At 74.8% G+C, this 16,383-nt stretch carries 12 protein-coding genes; 5 read left to right on the top strand and 7 right to left on the bottom strand.

Annotated elements, in window-relative coordinates:
• Position 1: 1 nt before the first annotated feature.
• On the top strand, positions 2-2,461 hold the full coding sequence (gene treY, locus ACZ6B8_RS08370) for a malto-oligosyltrehalose synthase (RefSeq protein WP_471607173.1): 2,460 nt from the start codon (positions 2-4) through the stop codon (positions 2,459-2,461).
• 18 nt (positions 2,462-2,479) lie between these two features.
• Here the strand turns inward: treY and ACZ6B8_RS08365 are convergent, their stop codons facing one another.
• The gene (locus ACZ6B8_RS08365; RefSeq protein WP_471606682.1) at positions 2,480-3,550 is read right to left on the bottom strand and encodes a cytochrome P450; all 1,071 of its coding nucleotides are present in this window, start codon (positions 3,548-3,550) and stop codon (positions 2,480-2,482) included.
• A 428-nt stretch (positions 3,551-3,978) separates the two neighbouring features.
• Here ACZ6B8_RS08365 and ACZ6B8_RS08360 point away from each other — a divergent pair, with 428 nt between their 5' ends.
• Positions 3,979-5,232: a M14 family zinc carboxypeptidase gene (locus ACZ6B8_RS08360; RefSeq protein ID WP_471606681.1), complete on the top strand. Its 1,254-nt coding sequence runs from the start codon at positions 3,979-3,981 to the stop codon at positions 5,230-5,232.
• 1 nt (position 5,233) lies between these two features.
• On the opposite strand, the gene ACZ6B8_RS08355 is transcribed toward ACZ6B8_RS08360, so the two are convergent.
• A complete protein-coding gene (locus tag ACZ6B8_RS08355) occupies positions 5,234-5,785 on the bottom strand; it encodes an FHA domain-containing protein (RefSeq protein WP_471077491.1) in 552 nt (183 codons plus the stop codon).
• A 157-nt stretch (positions 5,786-5,942) separates the two neighbouring features.
• Here ACZ6B8_RS08355 and treZ point away from each other — a divergent pair, with 157 nt between their 5' ends.
• Positions 5,943-7,688 (top strand): malto-oligosyltrehalose trehalohydrolase, encoded by a 1,746-nt coding sequence (gene treZ / locus ACZ6B8_RS08350; RefSeq protein WP_471606680.1) that lies wholly within the window; start codon positions 5,943-5,945, stop codon positions 7,686-7,688.
• Between the two features lie 38 nt (positions 7,689-7,726).
• Here treZ and ACZ6B8_RS08345 read toward each other — a convergent pair whose 3' ends face one another.
• From ACZ6B8_RS08345 to ACZ6B8_RS08335, 3 genes are all read right to left on the bottom strand, one after another.
• The gene (locus tag ACZ6B8_RS08345) at positions 7,727-8,869 is read right to left on the bottom strand and encodes an aminopeptidase P family protein (RefSeq protein WP_471606679.1); all 1,143 of its coding nucleotides are present in this window, start codon (positions 8,867-8,869) and stop codon (positions 7,727-7,729) included.
• 103 nt (positions 8,870-8,972) lie between these two features.
• On the bottom strand, positions 8,973-9,572 hold the full coding sequence (locus tag ACZ6B8_RS08340) for a PDZ domain-containing protein (protein ID WP_471606678.1): 600 nt from the start codon (positions 9,570-9,572) through the stop codon (positions 8,973-8,975).
• Between the two features lie 274 nt (positions 9,573-9,846).
• A complete protein-coding gene (locus ACZ6B8_RS08335) occupies positions 9,847-10,719 on the bottom strand; it encodes a LysR family transcriptional regulator (protein ID WP_471606677.1) in 873 nt (290 codons plus the stop codon).
• A 94-nt stretch (positions 10,720-10,813) separates the two neighbouring features.
• Here ACZ6B8_RS08335 and ACZ6B8_RS08330 point away from each other — a divergent pair, with 94 nt between their 5' ends.
• Positions 10,814-11,560, top strand: a complete 747-nt coding sequence (locus ACZ6B8_RS08330; protein ID WP_471606676.1) for a CTP synthase C-terminal region-related (seleno)protein — start codon at positions 10,814-10,816, stop codon at positions 11,558-11,560.
• On the opposite strand, the gene phsA is transcribed toward ACZ6B8_RS08330, so the two are convergent.
• Positions 11,557-13,482, bottom strand: coding sequence for an O-aminophenol oxidase PhsA (gene phsA, locus ACZ6B8_RS08325; RefSeq protein WP_471606675.1), 1,926 nt, complete (start codon positions 13,480-13,482; stop codon positions 11,557-11,559). The genes ACZ6B8_RS08330 and phsA overlap by 4 nt on opposite strands.
• Positions 13,483-13,560: 78 nt before the next feature.
• Positions 13,561-15,765, bottom strand: coding sequence for a germacradienol/geosmin synthase Cyc2 (cyc2, locus tag ACZ6B8_RS08320; RefSeq protein WP_471606674.1), 2,205 nt, complete (start codon positions 15,763-15,765; stop codon positions 13,561-13,563).
• A 320-nt stretch (positions 15,766-16,085) separates the two neighbouring features.
• Here cyc2 and ACZ6B8_RS08315 point away from each other — a divergent pair, with 320 nt between their 5' ends.
• Positions 16,086-16,241 carry a hypothetical protein gene (locus tag ACZ6B8_RS08315; RefSeq protein ID WP_471606673.1) on the top strand — a complete coding sequence of 52 codons (156 nt, stop codon included), beginning with the start codon at positions 16,086-16,088 and terminating at the stop codon, positions 16,239-16,241.
• Positions 16,242-16,383: the final 142 nt, after the last annotated feature.

Genomic DNA, 16,383 nt, shown 5'->3' with positions numbered 1-16,383 from the left:
TATGACGCCGGAACGTCCCGGGGTCGCGGTCCCGCCGCCGCCCACCGCCACCTACCGCCTCCAGCTGCAGCCGGACTTCCCCTTCGCCGCCGCCGAGGCGGCCGTCCCCTACCTGGCCTCCCTCGGCGTCTCGCACCTGCACCTGTCGCCGGTGCTGGAGGCGGTCCCGGGGTCGACGCACGGATACGACGTGGTGGACCACGCGCGCGTGCGCGGCGAGCTGGGCGGCGAGGAGGGGCTGCGGTCGCTCTCCCGCACCGCCCGCGGCGCCGGGCTCGGACTCGTCGTGGACATCGTGCCGAACCACATGGCGGCCGTCCCGCGGTACAACCGCGCGCTCTGGGAGGTGCTGCGCGAGGGGCCCGCGTCGCCGTACGCCCACTGGTTCGACATCGACTGGCAGGCGGGCGACGGGCGGGTCCTGCTGCCCGTCCTCGGCGGGCGGCTCGGCGACGAGCTCGACCACTTCCGGGTCGACGGGACCACCCTGCGCTACCACGACCACGAGTTCCCCCTGCGGGACGGCACCGAGAAGCTGCCGCTCCCCGAGCTCCTCGACGCGCAGTGGTACCGCCCCGCCTGGTGGCGTCTTGCCCGTACGGAACTCAACTACCGGCGCTTCTTCACCATCTCGGACCTCATCGGGGTGCGCGTCGAGGAACCGGACGTCTTCGAGGCCACCCACGCCACGATCCTGCGGCTGCTCGACGAGGGCGTCGTCGAGGGCCTCAGGATCGACCATCCCGACGGCCTCGCGGACCCCGGCGCGTACCTCCGGCGGCTGCACGAGGCGACCGGCGGACGCTGGACGGTGGTGGAGAAGATCCTCGCCGACGGCGAACACCTGCCCGCCGCCTGGCCCGTGGCGGGCACCACCGGCTACGACGCGCTGCGCCACCTCGACGGCGTCCTCGCCGACCCGGCGGGCGCCGGTGAACTCCTCGGCCAGTACCGGCGCTTCGCCGCGGCCCCGGCCGACCGGGGCGGCGACTGGGACGCCACGGTGCGCCGCGCCGCGTACAAGGTCGTCACGCACGAACTGGCCGCCGAGGTCGAGCGCCTCACGCGGGTGGCCGCCGCGGTCTGCGCGGCCGAGCCCGCCCTGCGCGACCACGCCCCGTGGACACTGCGCACCGCGCTCAGGGAACTGCTCGTCCGGCTCCCCGTCTACCGGCCCTACGTCTCCGGTGGCGACGCCCCGGAGACGGTCCTCACCCCGCGGGCCGCCGAGGAGGCCAGGGCGGCCTTCTCGGTGCCGGAGGAGGCCGACGCGGTCGACGTCGTACGGGAGCTGGCCCTCGGGCGGCTGGGCGCCGCGCGGTCCCGTCCCGCACGGGAGGGCATGGCGGAGTTCCGGGTGCGGTTCGCGCAGACCGCGTCGGCGCTGCGCGCCAAGGCCGTCGAGGACACCGCGTTCTACCGGCACGCGCCGCTCCTGTCGGCGGCGGAGGTGGGCGGCGCGCCCGAGCGCCCCGCGGTGCCGGTGGCGGAGTTCCACGCGTACTGCGCGCGCGTACAGCGCGACTGGCCCTACTCGGGGACGGTCCTGACGACCCACGACACCAAGCGCAGCGCCGACGTGCGGGCGGGCATCTCCGTCCTGACCCAGTGCCCCGACCGGTGGGCCGACCTGCTCGCCGAGGTGACCGAGCGGACCGCACGGGCGGGCGGCACCGGCGCGCCCGACCCCCAGCTGGCCTGGGCGGCCTGGCAGACGGCCGTCGGCTTCGGTCCCCCCGACGAGACGCGGTTGGCGAACGCGCTCCTGAAGCACGTGCGCGAGGCGGGCCTGCACACCAGCTGGACCGAGCCCGACGAGGCGTACGAGAAGGCGGTGGCCGCCTTCGTGGCGGCGGGGCCGTGCGGGCCCCCGCAGGACGCGGTGGCGGCCCTCGCGCGGGAGCTCGGCCCGCATGTGCGGGCCAACGTCCTGGGGGCGGCGCTCCTGCAGCTGACGATGCCGGGGGTGCCCGACGTCTATCAGGGCTCCGAGGTCGAGTACCGCGCACTGGTCGATCCGGACAACCGGCTGCCCGCGCGCTTCGAGCCGGACGCCCTGGAGCGGCTCGAATCCGATCGGGAGCGCCGGGACCTCTCGGCGGAGAAGCTGGCGCTCACCTCGGCGGCGCTGTGGCTGCGTGGCCGGCGCCCCGAGGTGTTCGGGGGCGCGGCGACGTACGAGCCGCTGGCCGCGGAGGGCCCCGGCGCCGCGCACTGCGTGGCGTTCGCCCGGTCCGGCGAGGTCGTGGCGGCGGCGACACGGCTGTCCCTGCGGCTCGCCGACGCGGGCGGCTGGCGGGACACCGAGCTGGCGCTCCCGGCGGGCCGGTGGTCCGATCTGCTCGCACCTGAGCGGGAGTTCGAGGGGCACGCGCGCGTGGCGGAGCTCTTCGCCGAGTCGCCCGTGGCGCTCCTGGAAAGGGTGCCCGCGGCTCCGGACGAGCGGCCCGCCGGGGCGTGACCGGCCGGCCCAGGTGGCTCACCCGGGACGTACCAGCAGTGTCCGCGGGCCGCGGGTCAGCAGCCCCCGGGGTTCCGGCCGGAACCCCGGGGCCCAGCCCATCCCGGGCAGGGCGTCGAGCAGGGCCCGCAGCCCGTACTCGGCGATGTGGCAGGCGAGTGCGGCGCCGAGGCACGCGTGGCGCCCGGTGCCGTGGGCGAGGTGGCCCGGGTCCGCGCGCAGCACGTCGTAACGGTCGGGGTCGGCGAACCGCGCGGGGTCGCGGCCCGCAGCACCGACCAGACAGGCCACGACCGCCCCGGCGGGCAGCGGTGTGCCCGCCACGGTGACCGGGCGCACCGCGCGGCGCAGCACGACGGGGGCGGGCGGGTCGCGGCGCAGGGACTCCGCCCAGGCCGCGGGGATCAGCTCGGGACGCTCGCGGACCAGCGCCAGTTGGCCGGGGTGGTCCAGGAGGTTGGCGAGGAAGGAGGCGAGCGCGAGGGCGGTGGCGTCGCCGCCCCCGCCGAGCAGCGCGCCGACGAGCCCGGTCACGGCCTCGTCCGACAGCGGGCGGCCCCCGACCTCGGCGGCACACAGCACGGAGAGCAGGTCGTCACCGGGGCGGGCGCGCCGGCGCACCAGATGGGGCCGCAGCCGGGCGTCCAGCGCGTGATGGTGGCCCACGAGGTGGGTGAGGCCGCCCCGGCACCACTCCTGGACGTACGCGGCGTCCTCGGGCGGCAGGCCGAGAGCGGTGACCACGGCGGCGGCCGGCAGCCACCGGCAGAACTCGGCGACGAGGTCGGCCTCCGGGCGGGCGGCGATGCGGCGGGCGAGCACATGGGCGGTGCGCGAGGTCCCCGCGGCCAGGGCGGCCAGCGCGTCGCCGCGCAGCCCCGGCTCGACCAGGGCACGGTGCGCCTGGTGCGTGGCGCCCTCCATGTGGGTGAGGGTGCGGCCAGGAGGCGGCGCCACGAGCCACGGCCGCGCCAGCGCGTCGCGCACGTCCTCGTACCGGCTGACCAGCCACGCGCCGAGGAGCTCGTCACGCACCAGGGGGTGGCGCTCGCGCAGGACGCGGAAGACGGGGTGGGGGTCGCGCGCCACCGCGGGCGACACGAGACTCGGCGGCGCCGGGCGGCGCCGACCGGCGGACGCGACGGGCTCGCACGGCGCCCGGGACGCCGTGGCCGGGGCGGGACCGCCCCCTCCGGCCGGCGTGCACCGACCGGGCGACGGCCGCGCGGCAGGCTCCGCGGGGGGCGCGGAGAAGGCCGGTTCCGCGGCCGGTATCGGGCCGTCGGACGGGACGGACGGGCAGCGCACCACGGGCTCCGACCTGTGCTTCGGCGCGGCGAGCGGCCGCGCGGGTGTGTTCAGCGGACCACCGGCAGGCCCGCGGCGCAGTCCGCGTGCGGCCGGACGGGTGACGCCGGGTGGGGCGGGATCGCACGTATGTGTTCTTGACACCTTCTCCCTGGCGTGGCGTACTGCGATTGCCTCAGTGGTGGACCGGGACGGGGGGCCAACCGGCGGTGCGGCACTATCCCAGCGTTCCTGAACTCGTCCTTGCCGCCTCTCAGTTGGCGGCCCACCGGCCCGAGCTGAGCACCCTGCGCGAAGTGGGGCTCTCGCGCGGGGGGCGGCCGTTGCACCTGCTCTCCGTGGGGCGCTCGCCGCAGGCGGTCCTCGTCGTCGCGGGGGCGCACGCCAACGAGCCGACCGGCGGCTCCACGCTGCTGCACCTCGCCGAGCGGACCCTGCGCGACGCCCGGCTGCGCGACGCCGCGTCCTGGCACTTCCTGCTCTGCGCGGACCCGGACGGCGCGAGCCTGCACCGCACGCCCGCGCCGCGCACGCTCCTGGAGTACCACCGGAACTTCTTCCGCCCGGCCGGCCCCGAGCAGCCGGAGTGGTCGCCCTCCGTGCTGCCGCCCGACCGGCTGCCGCCCGAGACGCGCGCGCTGACCGCCGTCATCGACGAACTCCGGCCGTATCTCCAGGTGTCCCTGCACGGCACGGACCTGGGCGGCAGCTGGGTGCAGCTGACCAAGGACATCCCCGGGCTCGCGGAACCGTTCGCCAAGTCGGCGGCGGAGCTGCACATTCCGGTGGAGACGGGGGCGTCGGACGCGGCCGGCTGGCTGGTCTCAGGACCCGGCGTCCACGTGCTGCCGGGCCCCGGCACGCGAGCGGCGTACCCGAGCCTGCCCGAGGACGCCCGGCTCACCACCTGGCACCGCACCCACCGCTACGGCGGGCGTACCGCGATCGTCGAGGTGCCCATGTGGGCGAGCGACCTGGTCGACGACCCGGCGGTGCACCCCGCGCCGGTCCGCGCGATGCGGGCGCTGGCGCGGCGGCTGCGGCGGGACGCGCGGCTCGTGGAGGAGATCCTCGCCGACGCGCTGCCGCGGCTGCCGCACGCCGAGGGCCCGCTGCTGCGTGCGGCGTGCTGGGCGCTCGCCCTGGTGCCGGGGCTCGCCGACGACTGGTGGCGGCTGCCGCCCGCGGGCACGTCGATGGCGTACATCGGGAGCGTCGACGCCTTCGGCAGGCGGCTGCCGCTGCGGTCGGCCGCGATGCTGCTGCGGGTGCTCGACGCGGCGGGCGACCGGGCGGCGCCGCGCCTGGAGCGCCTGGTGACCCAGTGGAGCGAGGCGTTCGCGGAACGGTTCAGGGCGCGCTGGGTGCCTCTGGAGGACCAGGTGGAGCATCAGTCCCGGACGACGGTCGCGGCCGCGCTGCACGCGCGCGTACAGAGCGACGCCGACCGCGCGGGGCGGTGACTCAGCTCGTGGCGAGGCGGAACGACATCCGGCCGAAGCTCACCAGGTCGCCGTCCTGGACGAGGGCGGCACCGGTCACCCTGCGGCCGTTGACGGACGTGCCGTTGGTGGAGCCGAGGTCGCGCAGCACCCACATGCCGCCCTGCCGGCCCAGCTCGGCGTGCACCCGGGAGACCGTGTCGTGACTGAGCCGCAGGCCGTTGGCGGGGTCGCGGCCTATCCGCAGCGGGTAGGGGCTGTCGGGCGAGGGCAGCAGCAGCTTCGGGAGCCGCTCGGCCTGCCAGGCCCTGCGCAGTTTCATCGTGAACCCGGAGACCGCGCCGACGCCGTCGAGCACCCGGCGCGTCCAGCGGCCCTCGGTCCGCAGATCCGCGGTGAGCACAGCCAGCTCGTCGGGCCTGCGGGCGGCGAACACCAGCTCCATGCGCCGCACGAACGTGTCGTGGGAGAGCCTGCCCGCGGCCGCGCCCTCCTTGAGTGCGTCCAACGCCCGGTCCCGCTCGACGTCCGTCACCCTCGCGGGGTACGTGGAGAACTCGAAAGAGGATGTCACCAGGCGATTGTCGGGCAATCGCGCCCCGGGTGTCCAGAACGGCGGGAGCGAGGTGCGATCGGCCGCTTCCCCTACGCACGGCCGGTTTCTGACGCACCATAGGACGCACGTGTGCGGACAGCGGGTGTGGCGGACAGCGGACGAAGGGGAACCGTCGGTGAGGTTCGAAGTGTGGGCGCCGGAGGCCGAGCGGGTCGTACTGGAGTGTGCGGGCGCGTCGCACACACTGGAGCGCGACGGCGACCGCGCGGGATGGTGGTCGGGCGAGGCCCCGGCCGAGGACGGGACGCGGTACGGCTTCTCCGTGGACGGCGGTCCGCTCCTGCCCGACCCGCGCTCGCGGCGCCAGCCCGACGGCCCCGACGGCCTCAGCGCGGTCGTCGACCACGGCCGCTACGCGTGGCGTACGCCCTGGCCCGGGCGCGGGGTGCGGGACGCCGTCCTGTACGAGCTGCACGTGGGCACGTACACGCGCGAGGGCACCCTCGACGCGGCGGCGGACCGGCTCGGGCACCTCGCGGACCTCGGCGTCACCCACGTGGAGCTGATGCCGCTGTGTCCCTTCCCCGGGCGGCACGGCTGGGGGTACGAGGGGGTGTCACTGTGGGCGGTGCACGAACCGTACGGCGGGCCCGAGGCGTTGAAGCGCTTCGTCGACGCGGCGCACGCGCACGGCATCGGCGTCGTCCTGGACGTGGTCCACAACCACCTCGGCCCGTCCGGCAATTATCTGCCCGCCTTCGGCCCCTACTTCACGGAAACCCATCAGACGCCCTGGGGCGCCGCGGTCAACCTGGACGCGCCCGGCTCGGACGAGGTACGGGCGTATCTGCTCGGCAGTGCGCTGGCCTGGCTGCGCGACTACCGGCTCGACGGCCTGCGGCTCGACGCGGTGCACGCGCTGGTGGACACGCGCGCGTGCCACATCCTGGAGGAACTCTCCACGGCCGTCGACGCGTTGGCGGACGAACTCGGCAGGCCGCTGTCCCTGATCGCCGAGTCCGACCTCGGCGATCCACGCACCGTCACCCCGCGCGCGAGCGGTGGACTCGGTCTGCACGCGCAGTGGAACGACGACTTCCACCACGCGCTGCACACCGCGCTCACCGGTGAGGCGCAGGGGTACTACGCGGATTTCGCGCGCGCCCCGCTGGCCGCGCTCGCCAAGACGATGACCCGCGCGTTCTTCCACGACGGGACGTACTCGACGTTCCGGGGCCGCGCCCACGGCCGCCCCGTGGACCGCGCGCGGACGCCCGCGTACCGCTTCCTGGGGTACAGCCAGACGCACGACCAGATCGGCAACCGCGCGCAGGGCGACCGGCTTGCGGCCGCCCTCTCCCCCGGTCTGCTCGCCTGCGCGGCGGCGCTCACCCTCACCGGCCCCTTCACGCCGATGCTGTTCATGGGCGAGGAATGGGGCGCGTCCACGCCGTGGCAGTTCTTCACCGACCACACCGACCCCGACCTCGCCGAGGCCGTACGCCGCGGCCGGCGGCGGGAGTTCGCGGCGCACGGGTGGGCCGAGGAGGACATCCCCGACCCGCAGGACCACGGCACCCGGGACCGCTCCTGCCTCGACTGGTCCGAGCCCACGGACGGCCACCACGCCCGCCTGCTCGCCTGGTACCGCGAGCTGATCGCCCTGCGGCGCACCCGCGGCGATCTGACCGACCCCGACCTGGCGGCGGTGCGGGTCGCGTTCGACGAGGGGGCGCGCTGGTTCGCGTTCCGGCGCGGGGACCTGCGGATCGCGGTGAACCTCGGCAAGGAGCCCGTCGTCCTGCCGCTCGACGGGCGCCACGCGCGCGTGCTCGCCGCCTGGGAGCCGGTGGCCGCGCCCGGGGCGGACGGTGTGGTGCGGGTGCCCGCGGAGTCGTGCGTGATCCTGGCGGCCTCGTAGCGCGCCCCGACCGGCCGCGGGCCGGCCCGGGCGCTCGCTCAGTCGACGACGGCCATCTCGCGGGCGGTGGTGTTCAGCCGCCGCCCGCCTTCCTCGGTGACCGTCACGATGTCCTCGATGCGCACCCCGAAGCGGCCCGGCAGATAGATGCCTGGTTCCACGGAGAAGCACATGCCGGGCACCAGCGGCTGCTCCTCGCCCTCGATCATGTAGGGCGGTTCATGGGTGGTGACGCCGATGCCGTGACCGGTGCGGTGGATGAACCGCTCGCCGTAGCCGAACTCCGTGATCACGGCGCGGGCCGCGCGGTCGACGTCCTGGCAGGCGGCGCCGGGCCGCACCGCCGCGCACCCCGCCGCCTGCGCCTCGCGCACCACGTCGTGGACGCGCTGCTCCTCCGCCGTCGGGTCGCCCACGTGCACCGTGCGGGAGGTGTCCGAGCCGTAGCCGTGCAGCAGGCCGCCGAAGTCGAGGACGACCATGTCGCCGTGCTCGATGACCCGGCCGCCCGCCTCGTGGTGCGGGTTGGCGCCGTTGGGGCCCGATCCGACGACGGTGAAGTCGACCTGGGAGTGCCCGAACTGCCGCAGCAGGTCGGCGAGATCGGCGGCGACGTCCGTCTCCTTGCGCCCGGCGAAGCGGACCTTCTGGATCTCCTCGTACGTCGCGTCGGCCGCGGCCCCCGCCGCGGCGAGGCGCTCCAGCTCGGCGGCGTCCTTGACGGCGCGGAGCATCGGCAGCCCCTCGGTGAGGGACACGTACGAGGTGCCGGGCAGCGTGCGCTGGAAGCCGAGCAGATGCATCGCCCAGGCGTTGTCGCTCACCCCGAAACGGCCGGCAGCGTCGAGGAGCGGGGCGGTGACGGCGTACGGGTCCTTGCCGTCGGTCCAGTCCCGCAGGGTGAGGGCGGGCGCGCCCGCCGCGCGCTCGGCGTCCGGCGCCTCCAGGGTGGGCACGACGAGGACGGGGTCCTGCCCGGCGGCGAGCACGAGCATCGTCAGGCGCTCGGTCGCCGCGGTCGGCCGATAGCCGGTGAGCCACACGAGATCGGGCCCCGGCGCCACGAGCAGCCCGGCGAGCCCCGCTTCGGCGGCCTGGGCGGCGGCCCGCTCCATGCGGGCCCGGTAGTCGTCGCTGGTGAAGGGCGCGGGGACGGGGGCGGCGTCGGGCACGGGGCTCATGAGGACCTCCTGTTGGCTACGCCTGCATCTTGCCCCTGGCGGGGGGCGACCGCGAACGCGTTGTCGGCCGGGGGCGGGGGTGTTCTGCGGCTCGGGGGGGGCGTCACGTCACGATGCCCGGCCTGGTGGTCAGGGTCTGGCGGGTGCCGCTCGCGTGGCGCACCGTCAGGGCGACCTCCTTGCCGGTACGGGCGGCGCGGACCGCCGTGGCGAGCTCGGCCGCGGAGTCGAGGTGCCTCCTGCCGAAGGTGAGCACGGTGTCGCCGCGGACCAGGCCCGCGGTGTAGCCGGGGCCGGGGATGTGCACGCCGACGAGCAGGGCGCCCGCGCCGCCGGGGGCGTCGACGGCCTCGACGCCGAGGGTGGCGGTCCTGGCCGGGGCCGCGGGGTCCGCGTGCGGCGCGGGAGCGGTTGGGGGCTTCGCGGGGGCGGGGGCGGGGGCGCCCGGCGGGGTGGGGCCGGCGGCGGATACTCCTGGTGCGTTCGGGGCGACGTGCGGGCCGGCGTTCGGGGCGGTGTTCGGGGCGGTGTTCGGGGCGGTGTTCGAGGCACCCGGCGCCTTGGGCCCACCGGTGCCCCGCCCCGCCGCCTTCTGCATCTCGGCCAGCTTGCTCATGCCGATGACGGTGGCGCCCACCGTGCCGAGGCCGACGCCCGCGAGGACCAGGACGGCCGCGAGGACCAGCCCCGACAGCAACGTCATCAGGCGGCGACCCCGACGGCGCGCGGCATGCGGCCGGTGGCCTCGGCCCGGCTGCCTGCCCGACTGCCCGCTCGGGCGTTCGCCTGCTGTGCCGTTGCCCTGACGTGGGCCCTGACCGTGACTTGGGCCCTGGCCCTGGCTCGGGTCCTGACCCGGCTTCCGGTCGGACGGCCCGCCGGGACGTCGCCCCGGCATCGGCTTGGGACGCAACGTGGTCTGATCCATGGCTCGCCTCCGGCCACAGCCCTACCCTGTGCCACCCCGCGGCGACGCCTCACGAACGGGTGACGTCCAGCTGTGCGGCCAGCGCCGCCGCGGGCCCGCGCAGGGTGCCCGCGTGGAGCAGTTCGGTGCGGTGGACCACGCGGGGCGCGGTCAGCGGCACGGCGACGGTGCCGGGCGCCTCCCCGGCCGCGGACCGGGGCAGCAGGGCGAGGCCGTGCCCCGCGGCGGCCAGCGCGGCGAGGGTACGCAGGTCCGTGCCGTCGTAGCGCAGCGCGGTCCGGAACCCCGACGCGCCGGTGGCCGCGCGGAGTTGGGCCGTCGGAAGGCCGGTGCCCGGCGCGTCGAGCCACCGCGCGTCGACGAGATCGGCAAGGCGCAGGCCGGCTCGCCGGCTCAGCGGGTGGTTCTCGGGGAGCAGCACGGAGACGGGTTCCTCGGCGACGCCGCGCGCGGTCAGCGGCGCGACGTCCGGCAGCCGCAGCGGGTCGCTGGGCGCCGCGAGGCCGTCGACGAGGCCGAGGTCGGCGGCGCCGGTCGCGACGGCGGCAGGGATCTCCTCGCGGGGCAGCACGGTCAGGGTGACGCCCGTCGCGGGCAGGGCCCGGATCGCGCGCCGGGTCAGCGCGGTCGGCGCGGCGGCGAGCGTCAGGGTCTGCTCGGGGCCGGCGGCGGCCATGCGGACGACCTCGGCGCGGGCCGCGTCCAGGCGCAGCAGCAGGGGCGCCGCGTGTTCCAGGAGGCGGGCGCCCGCCGGCGTGGGCGCCACCGGGCGGCGGGTCAACAGGGCGGCGCCGAGGTCCTGTTCGAGGGCGGCGATGTGCTGGGACACGGCGGACTGGGTGTAGCCGAGCTCGCGGGCGGCCGCGGAGAACGAGGCGAGGCGGGCCACCGTCACATACGTGCGCAGGAGGTGCGGGTCCATGGCCCCAGGGTGGCGCACCCCATCAGAGACGCTTATGGCGGGTGCAGGTTTCATCGTTGGACGTGAACCTCGAGGCGCGGTCAGGATGACCGGCATGACGACCGACGCCCCCGCGGCCCCGCATTCGCCCTCCCCCACCGCCCGCCTCGCCCTGATCGGCGACCGCTCGCCGAACGTGACCGCCCACACCCGCATCCCCCTCCTCCTGGACGCCCTCGCCGCCCGGGAACACCTCGTCCTCGACGCGTACTGGATCCCGACCACGGACGCCGAAGAGCCGGACGCCGTACGCGGCTTCGACGCGGTCTGGGTGGTGCCGGGCAGCCCGTACCGCAGCGAGGCGGGCGCGCTGGCCGCGATCCGCACGGCGCGCGAGGACGGCGTGCCCTTCCTCGGCACCTGCGGCGGCTTCCAGCACACGCTCCTGGAGTACGCGCGGAACGTGTGCGGGCTGACCGGTGTCGCGCACGCCGAGAACGACCCCGACGCCGACGATCTGCTCATCGCGCCGCTCGCCTGCTCCCTGGTCGGCCACGAGGGCACGGTGACGATCACGCCGGGTTCGCTCGCGGAGTCGGTGCTGGGCGCCGACCGGACCGTGGAGCGCTACCACTGCTCGTACGGCCCGAACGCCCACCTCGACACGCTGCGCGCGCACGGACTGCGGTTCACCGGTCAGGACGAGGCCGGTCAGGTGCGGGTGGCCGAACTCCCCGGCCATCCGTTCTTCCTGGCCACCCTCTTCCAGCCCGAACTGTCCGCCGACGGCTCGCGGCCGCACCCGATCGTGCGCGCCCTGGCCCGGGCCGCCGTCCGGCACGCGACGGTGCCCGCCGCCTAGCCTGTGTGGCCCCCGTGACCCTCGTGACCCGTGCCGTGGTCGAACTTGAGGGCCTCCTTCGGCATCACGACGAAGGGCCGCATCATGCCCATGTCCTCGTGCTCCAGCAAGTGGCAGTGGTACATGAACCGGCCGTACGCCCCGTCGAATCGGCCCATCACGCGCAGCAGCTGACCGCCGGGGACCCGGAAGACGTCCTTCCAGCCGCGCTCGTTCGGAGCCAGGGGAATCGGCCGCCGCGGATCGGGGGCGACCGGGGCGCGGGTGCCGCCGATCGTGACGTCGAAGCCCGAGACGTCGTACGTCTCGCGGCCGAGGAGCTGGAAGTCCGCCAAGTGGATGTGCATGGGATGGGTCACCGGCGGGTTCACGGCGAGGTTCAGGAAGCTCCACTGTTCGTGGCTTCCCTCGGCGATGGTGATGCCGAGGCCGTCGTTGAAGGTGCGGGCGATCCGGCGGTACGTGGTGACCTTGCCGTCCGCGCCGCGCAGCTGGATGATCCCCTCGGTCGGGACCTGGATGTCGACCGGCTCCTCGACCTGGGCCATCTCCCAGATCTCCGGGTGTCCGCCGCCGCCCTTGGTGGCGGGCGGGGTCAGCACGATCAGCCGGTGGCCGTGCTCCACGTCGTGGGTGAGGGGGCGGAACGAACCCGAGAGGATCTCCGGCAGCTCGAATCCGTCCGGCTCACCGCACTCGCCCACCCGGAACTCCATGACCTGCGGATAGCGCACGTCGCCCGGCACGTCGGGCACGCCGGGCGGCTGGCCGCGCCCCTTGTTGACCAGCCGCAGCCGGCGCCCGGCGAGCCCCCTGAAGTCGATGAGCAGGTCCATGCGCTCGGCGGGCGCGACCGTGAGGGTGGTGAGCTCGCCGTCGAAGTCGACCGGCACCGGGCGCGGCAGGAGGCCGCCGTCGCTGCCGATCTGGTGGAGCACGCCCGGCACGGGACGGTCGTCCTCGTCGATCAGCACGAGGTCGTAGATGCGCGCGTTCGACGCGTTGAGCAGCCGGAAGCGGTACCACGCCGCGTCCACGTCCGCGTACGGCCAGATGCGGCCGTTGACCGTGGTGTACGGGCCCGTGAAGGGCAGCGTGACCGGCTTGCCCGTCTCGGCGTTCTTGGGGTCGATGATGGTGGTCTTGTGCAGGAGGCGGCCGTTCAGCCGGTCGTCGCCCTCCTCGGTGTCCAGATTGCGGTCGGCGATGATCAGCGGGATCTCCCGCTCCCCGCACGGGAGTTGAAGGGCGTCCTCCTCGTCGTCACGGATCAGGTAGGTGCCGTGGAGACCCGCCATCACGTTCCACCGCGTGATGTTCATGGCGTGGTCGTGGTACCACCACTGGACCGCCTGGTGGTCGTTCGGGTACTCGGAGAGCTGGGCGTCGCCGTACCCCACGGCGTTGTCCGCCCAGCCGTCGTTGCCGCCGCCGGTCTGCGCGCCGTGCAGGTGCGTCACCGCCCAGGCGGGCAGGTCCGCCACGTCCTTGTCGGGCTCGACACCCCCGCGGCCGGGCTCGGTGCTGGGCGGCGGGTCCCGCCGCGGGTCGCCGAGCGGGACCTCGACGGCCGTGACGGGATACTCGCCGCGCGGGATGCGGTTGGTCCAGGCGATGCGGATCCGCTGCCCGCGCCGCACCTCGATGGTGGGCCCCGGCACACAGCCGTCGTACCCCCACATCAGGGTCGGCGGAAGCTGCGGGTGCAGGCGCACCCAGGTCGGCCGCAGCGCGATCTCCGTCTCCTCGCGCACGTCAGCGGAGTCGGGCCGCAGGACGGGCGGGACGGTCAACGGGGCGACGAACGGGGTCAGTTCCCCCTCCGCGGGCGCCGTGCCCGCAGGCGCCCGCGCCTCGGACGCCTCGGCCGCCGCCCCTTCCCCCGCCAGTTGTTCCGTGATGCGCTCAATGATGTCGGTCACGATCGAACACCCCCGTGTTCATCCCCCGTGTCACGGCCGGGTCGGCGGCCGCCTTCACTTCAGATGACTCCCGGCGCCTCAGCGAAGTTCCACGAACCCAGCATTCCGGATGAAACCATCCGAAGGGGTGATCCCTGCGGGCACCCTCGACGCCTGGTCGGGCACGAAGCCGTGGGTGCGCCGGGCCAGGTCCGCCGCGCCGTAACGCCGGCACTCCCGGTGCCAGTTCACGATGCCCGCCATCCAGTTCCGCAGGTCCTCGACGTAACCGTCCAACGCCGTCCGCGCCTCCCGGGAAAGCCCGAAGTCCCGGTACAGGGCGGGGAACTCATGCGCGGCGACGTGCTCGAACTGCTGCATGCGCTGCGTGGTCAGGTCGTGGATGACGCGCAGGGCGTCGGCGTAGTCGCAGCCGAAGAAGTTCTGCACCACCAGGATGCCGTTGTGGATCTCGCCCTCGTACTCGATCTCCTTCTGGTACGAGAAGATGTCGTTCACGAGCATCCCGTAGTCGATGGCCGCGTTCTCCAGGGAGCGCACGGGGCCGCTGCGGTAGATCTCGGGCGGCACGGAGGGGCCGTGGCCCATCCGGCACAGGCTCAGGGTGAGGTCGGAGCCGAAGGTGGCGCGGCGCATCTCCAGGTAGTCGACGGGGTCGGGGACGCGGTTGTGCAGCTGGTTGAAGACCTCCCACACCCAGCTCTCCACCATGACGCGCACGGCCTGCCGCAGCGGCTCGCGCTGCTCGCCCGTCATCGCGCGGGTCGTGCGCGCCCAGAGGTCGACGAGGCCGCGCTCCATGGCGTTCGCGGGCACCTGGGCCGGCGCGCCCTCCAGCGGCATGCATGCGACGAGCCGCTCCGTGCTGAGCCGTGCCGCGGCGAGGTCGCGCCGGTGACCGAAGACGAGGGGGTAGTAGTCGTCTCCGTAGGTGCCCCAGGCCAGCCACTGCGAGCTGAGCTCCAGGGCCTCCTGGGTGCCGTCCGGATCGAGTCCGGCGGAGCACAGCGGGAGGTCGTTCGCGGCGAGCTTGTCCTCGTCCCAGACGCCCTCCGAGAGAATGCCCATCGCGTGCGTCCAGCCGACGAGCTGCTCGCGCGCGGCGTCCAGGCCGGGGTTGAGCCGCAGCGGGAACGGCATGTAGAGGTCGGGGATCCGGGACGGGCCCACCTTCTGGAAGGGCACGTGGGTGAAGGCCCGCAGCCGGTCCGCCCCGGCGGAGGCGAGCAGCGCGCTGACGTCCGCGCCGGACGTCCCGATCCCGGTCGGACCGGTCAGCGGCGAGGCGTCGAGCGCCCCCTCGTTCATGTAGCGGCTGGAGCGCAGATGCCAGGCGTGGCCGCCGGACTGCCAGTCCTGAAGCCCCTGGGTGTACGCGGCGACGGCGGCGACCTCGGGCGGCGTGAGGCCCTTCTCCAGGGCGAGGGCGGGCACTTCGGTGGCCGCGGTGTGCTCGAACTGGTGCAGCCGTGAGGTCAGGACGTCGTTGACGGTGTCGGCGGCCTCCTGGGTGGTGCAGTCGAAAAAGGTCTCCAGGACGAGCACCCCATTGCTGAGCTCCCCCTCCTCCTGGACCTCGCGCTGATACGAGAACAGGTCGTTCCTGAGGTGGACGCCGTCGGCGAACGTCTCCATGAGGACGCGCAGCGGCCTCGACTCGGCCGCGACGGCGGGCACTTCGGCGGTCGCGTACTCGATGAGCCCCGCCGACCAGGGGGCGCCGCCCACCTTGCGGCGCATCTCGATGTACTCGACGGGGTTGGCGATCCGCCCTTCGTTGATGTTGGAGAGCTCCCACATCGACTCGTTGAGCAGATGCTCCGTCGACCGCGCGAAGCGGCGGCGCCAGTCGAGGGACATCGCGGGCACGGTGCGGGCCCACAGGTCGGCCAGGCCCGCCTCCACGGGGTTCTGCGGCTCGGGCACGGGGGTCGCCAGGTCCATCGGCATGAAGAGCGGCAGACGGTCCAGGTGGGCCTTGCCGGCCGCGCGGTCCTGGGTGCGTTTGTACATGTCCAGGAAGTGGTCGTCGAAGAAGAAGACCCACACGTACCAGTCGGTGATCAGCGACAGCGCGGGGCCGTCGCAGTCCGGGTGGGTGTACGCGCACAGCAGGCCGTAGTCGTGCGCGTCGAGGTCGCCCTTTTCCCAGATGCCGGAACCTTCCAGCATGCCCATGTCCCGCGCCCACCGCGCGGAGTGCGTGCGGGCCTCCTCCAGGTGAGGGTTGAGCCGCGCGGTGTACGGCATGTAGAAGTGCGGCAGTTCGAACGGCTTCGTCATGGCCCGGCCCTACCCGGGGCCTCCGACCGCCATCCGCGGCGGGGCACATGATCGCACCATCGCGTGAATCGGGGGCGCGACGGGGAGTGCAGGGGGGCGCGTGGAGGTATGGCACCCGGACCGCCCGCGACGCCCGTGGTGGGGCCCGGGGGGCGGGGGGCGGTCCGGGGCCGCGCCCCAGGACCATGCCCCGGCTCCGTGCCCTGATCCGCGCCCCTGATCCGCGCCCTGGATCGCCCGCACGGAATCACCGGTTTCCCCGCGTGCGCACGACGCGCGGCTCTAGGCTGCCGTCCACGCCCCCGGAAGGAAGCATCTTCATGACCGATGCGTATGCGCTGCCGCGCGCGGTGCGGATCCTGGACCGTGCGGCCTCCCCGGCCTCCGCGGGCCCGCGTCAGCCGCGGGTCGCCGCGTTGGCCCGGCCCGGCGCCCCGGCACACGGGTGTCCGGACCTTGACGAGACCGCCGGCTGACCGCCGACCGGAGGACGCGGCGGACCGACTGCCGCGGAACGGGGGCTGACTGTGACTGCGCAGACCGCGCGTGCGGGCGATACGGGTGGCACGCGTGAGACGGGTGCCTCGGGTGAGGTGGACGGGCTGACCCGTGCCGAAC

The sequence above is a fragment of the Streptomyces sp. NPDC041122 genome, assembly GCF_055592445.1.
The sequence above is the reverse complement of the archived record's forward strand: the minus strand, read 5'-3'. Positions and strand labels throughout refer to the sequence as shown.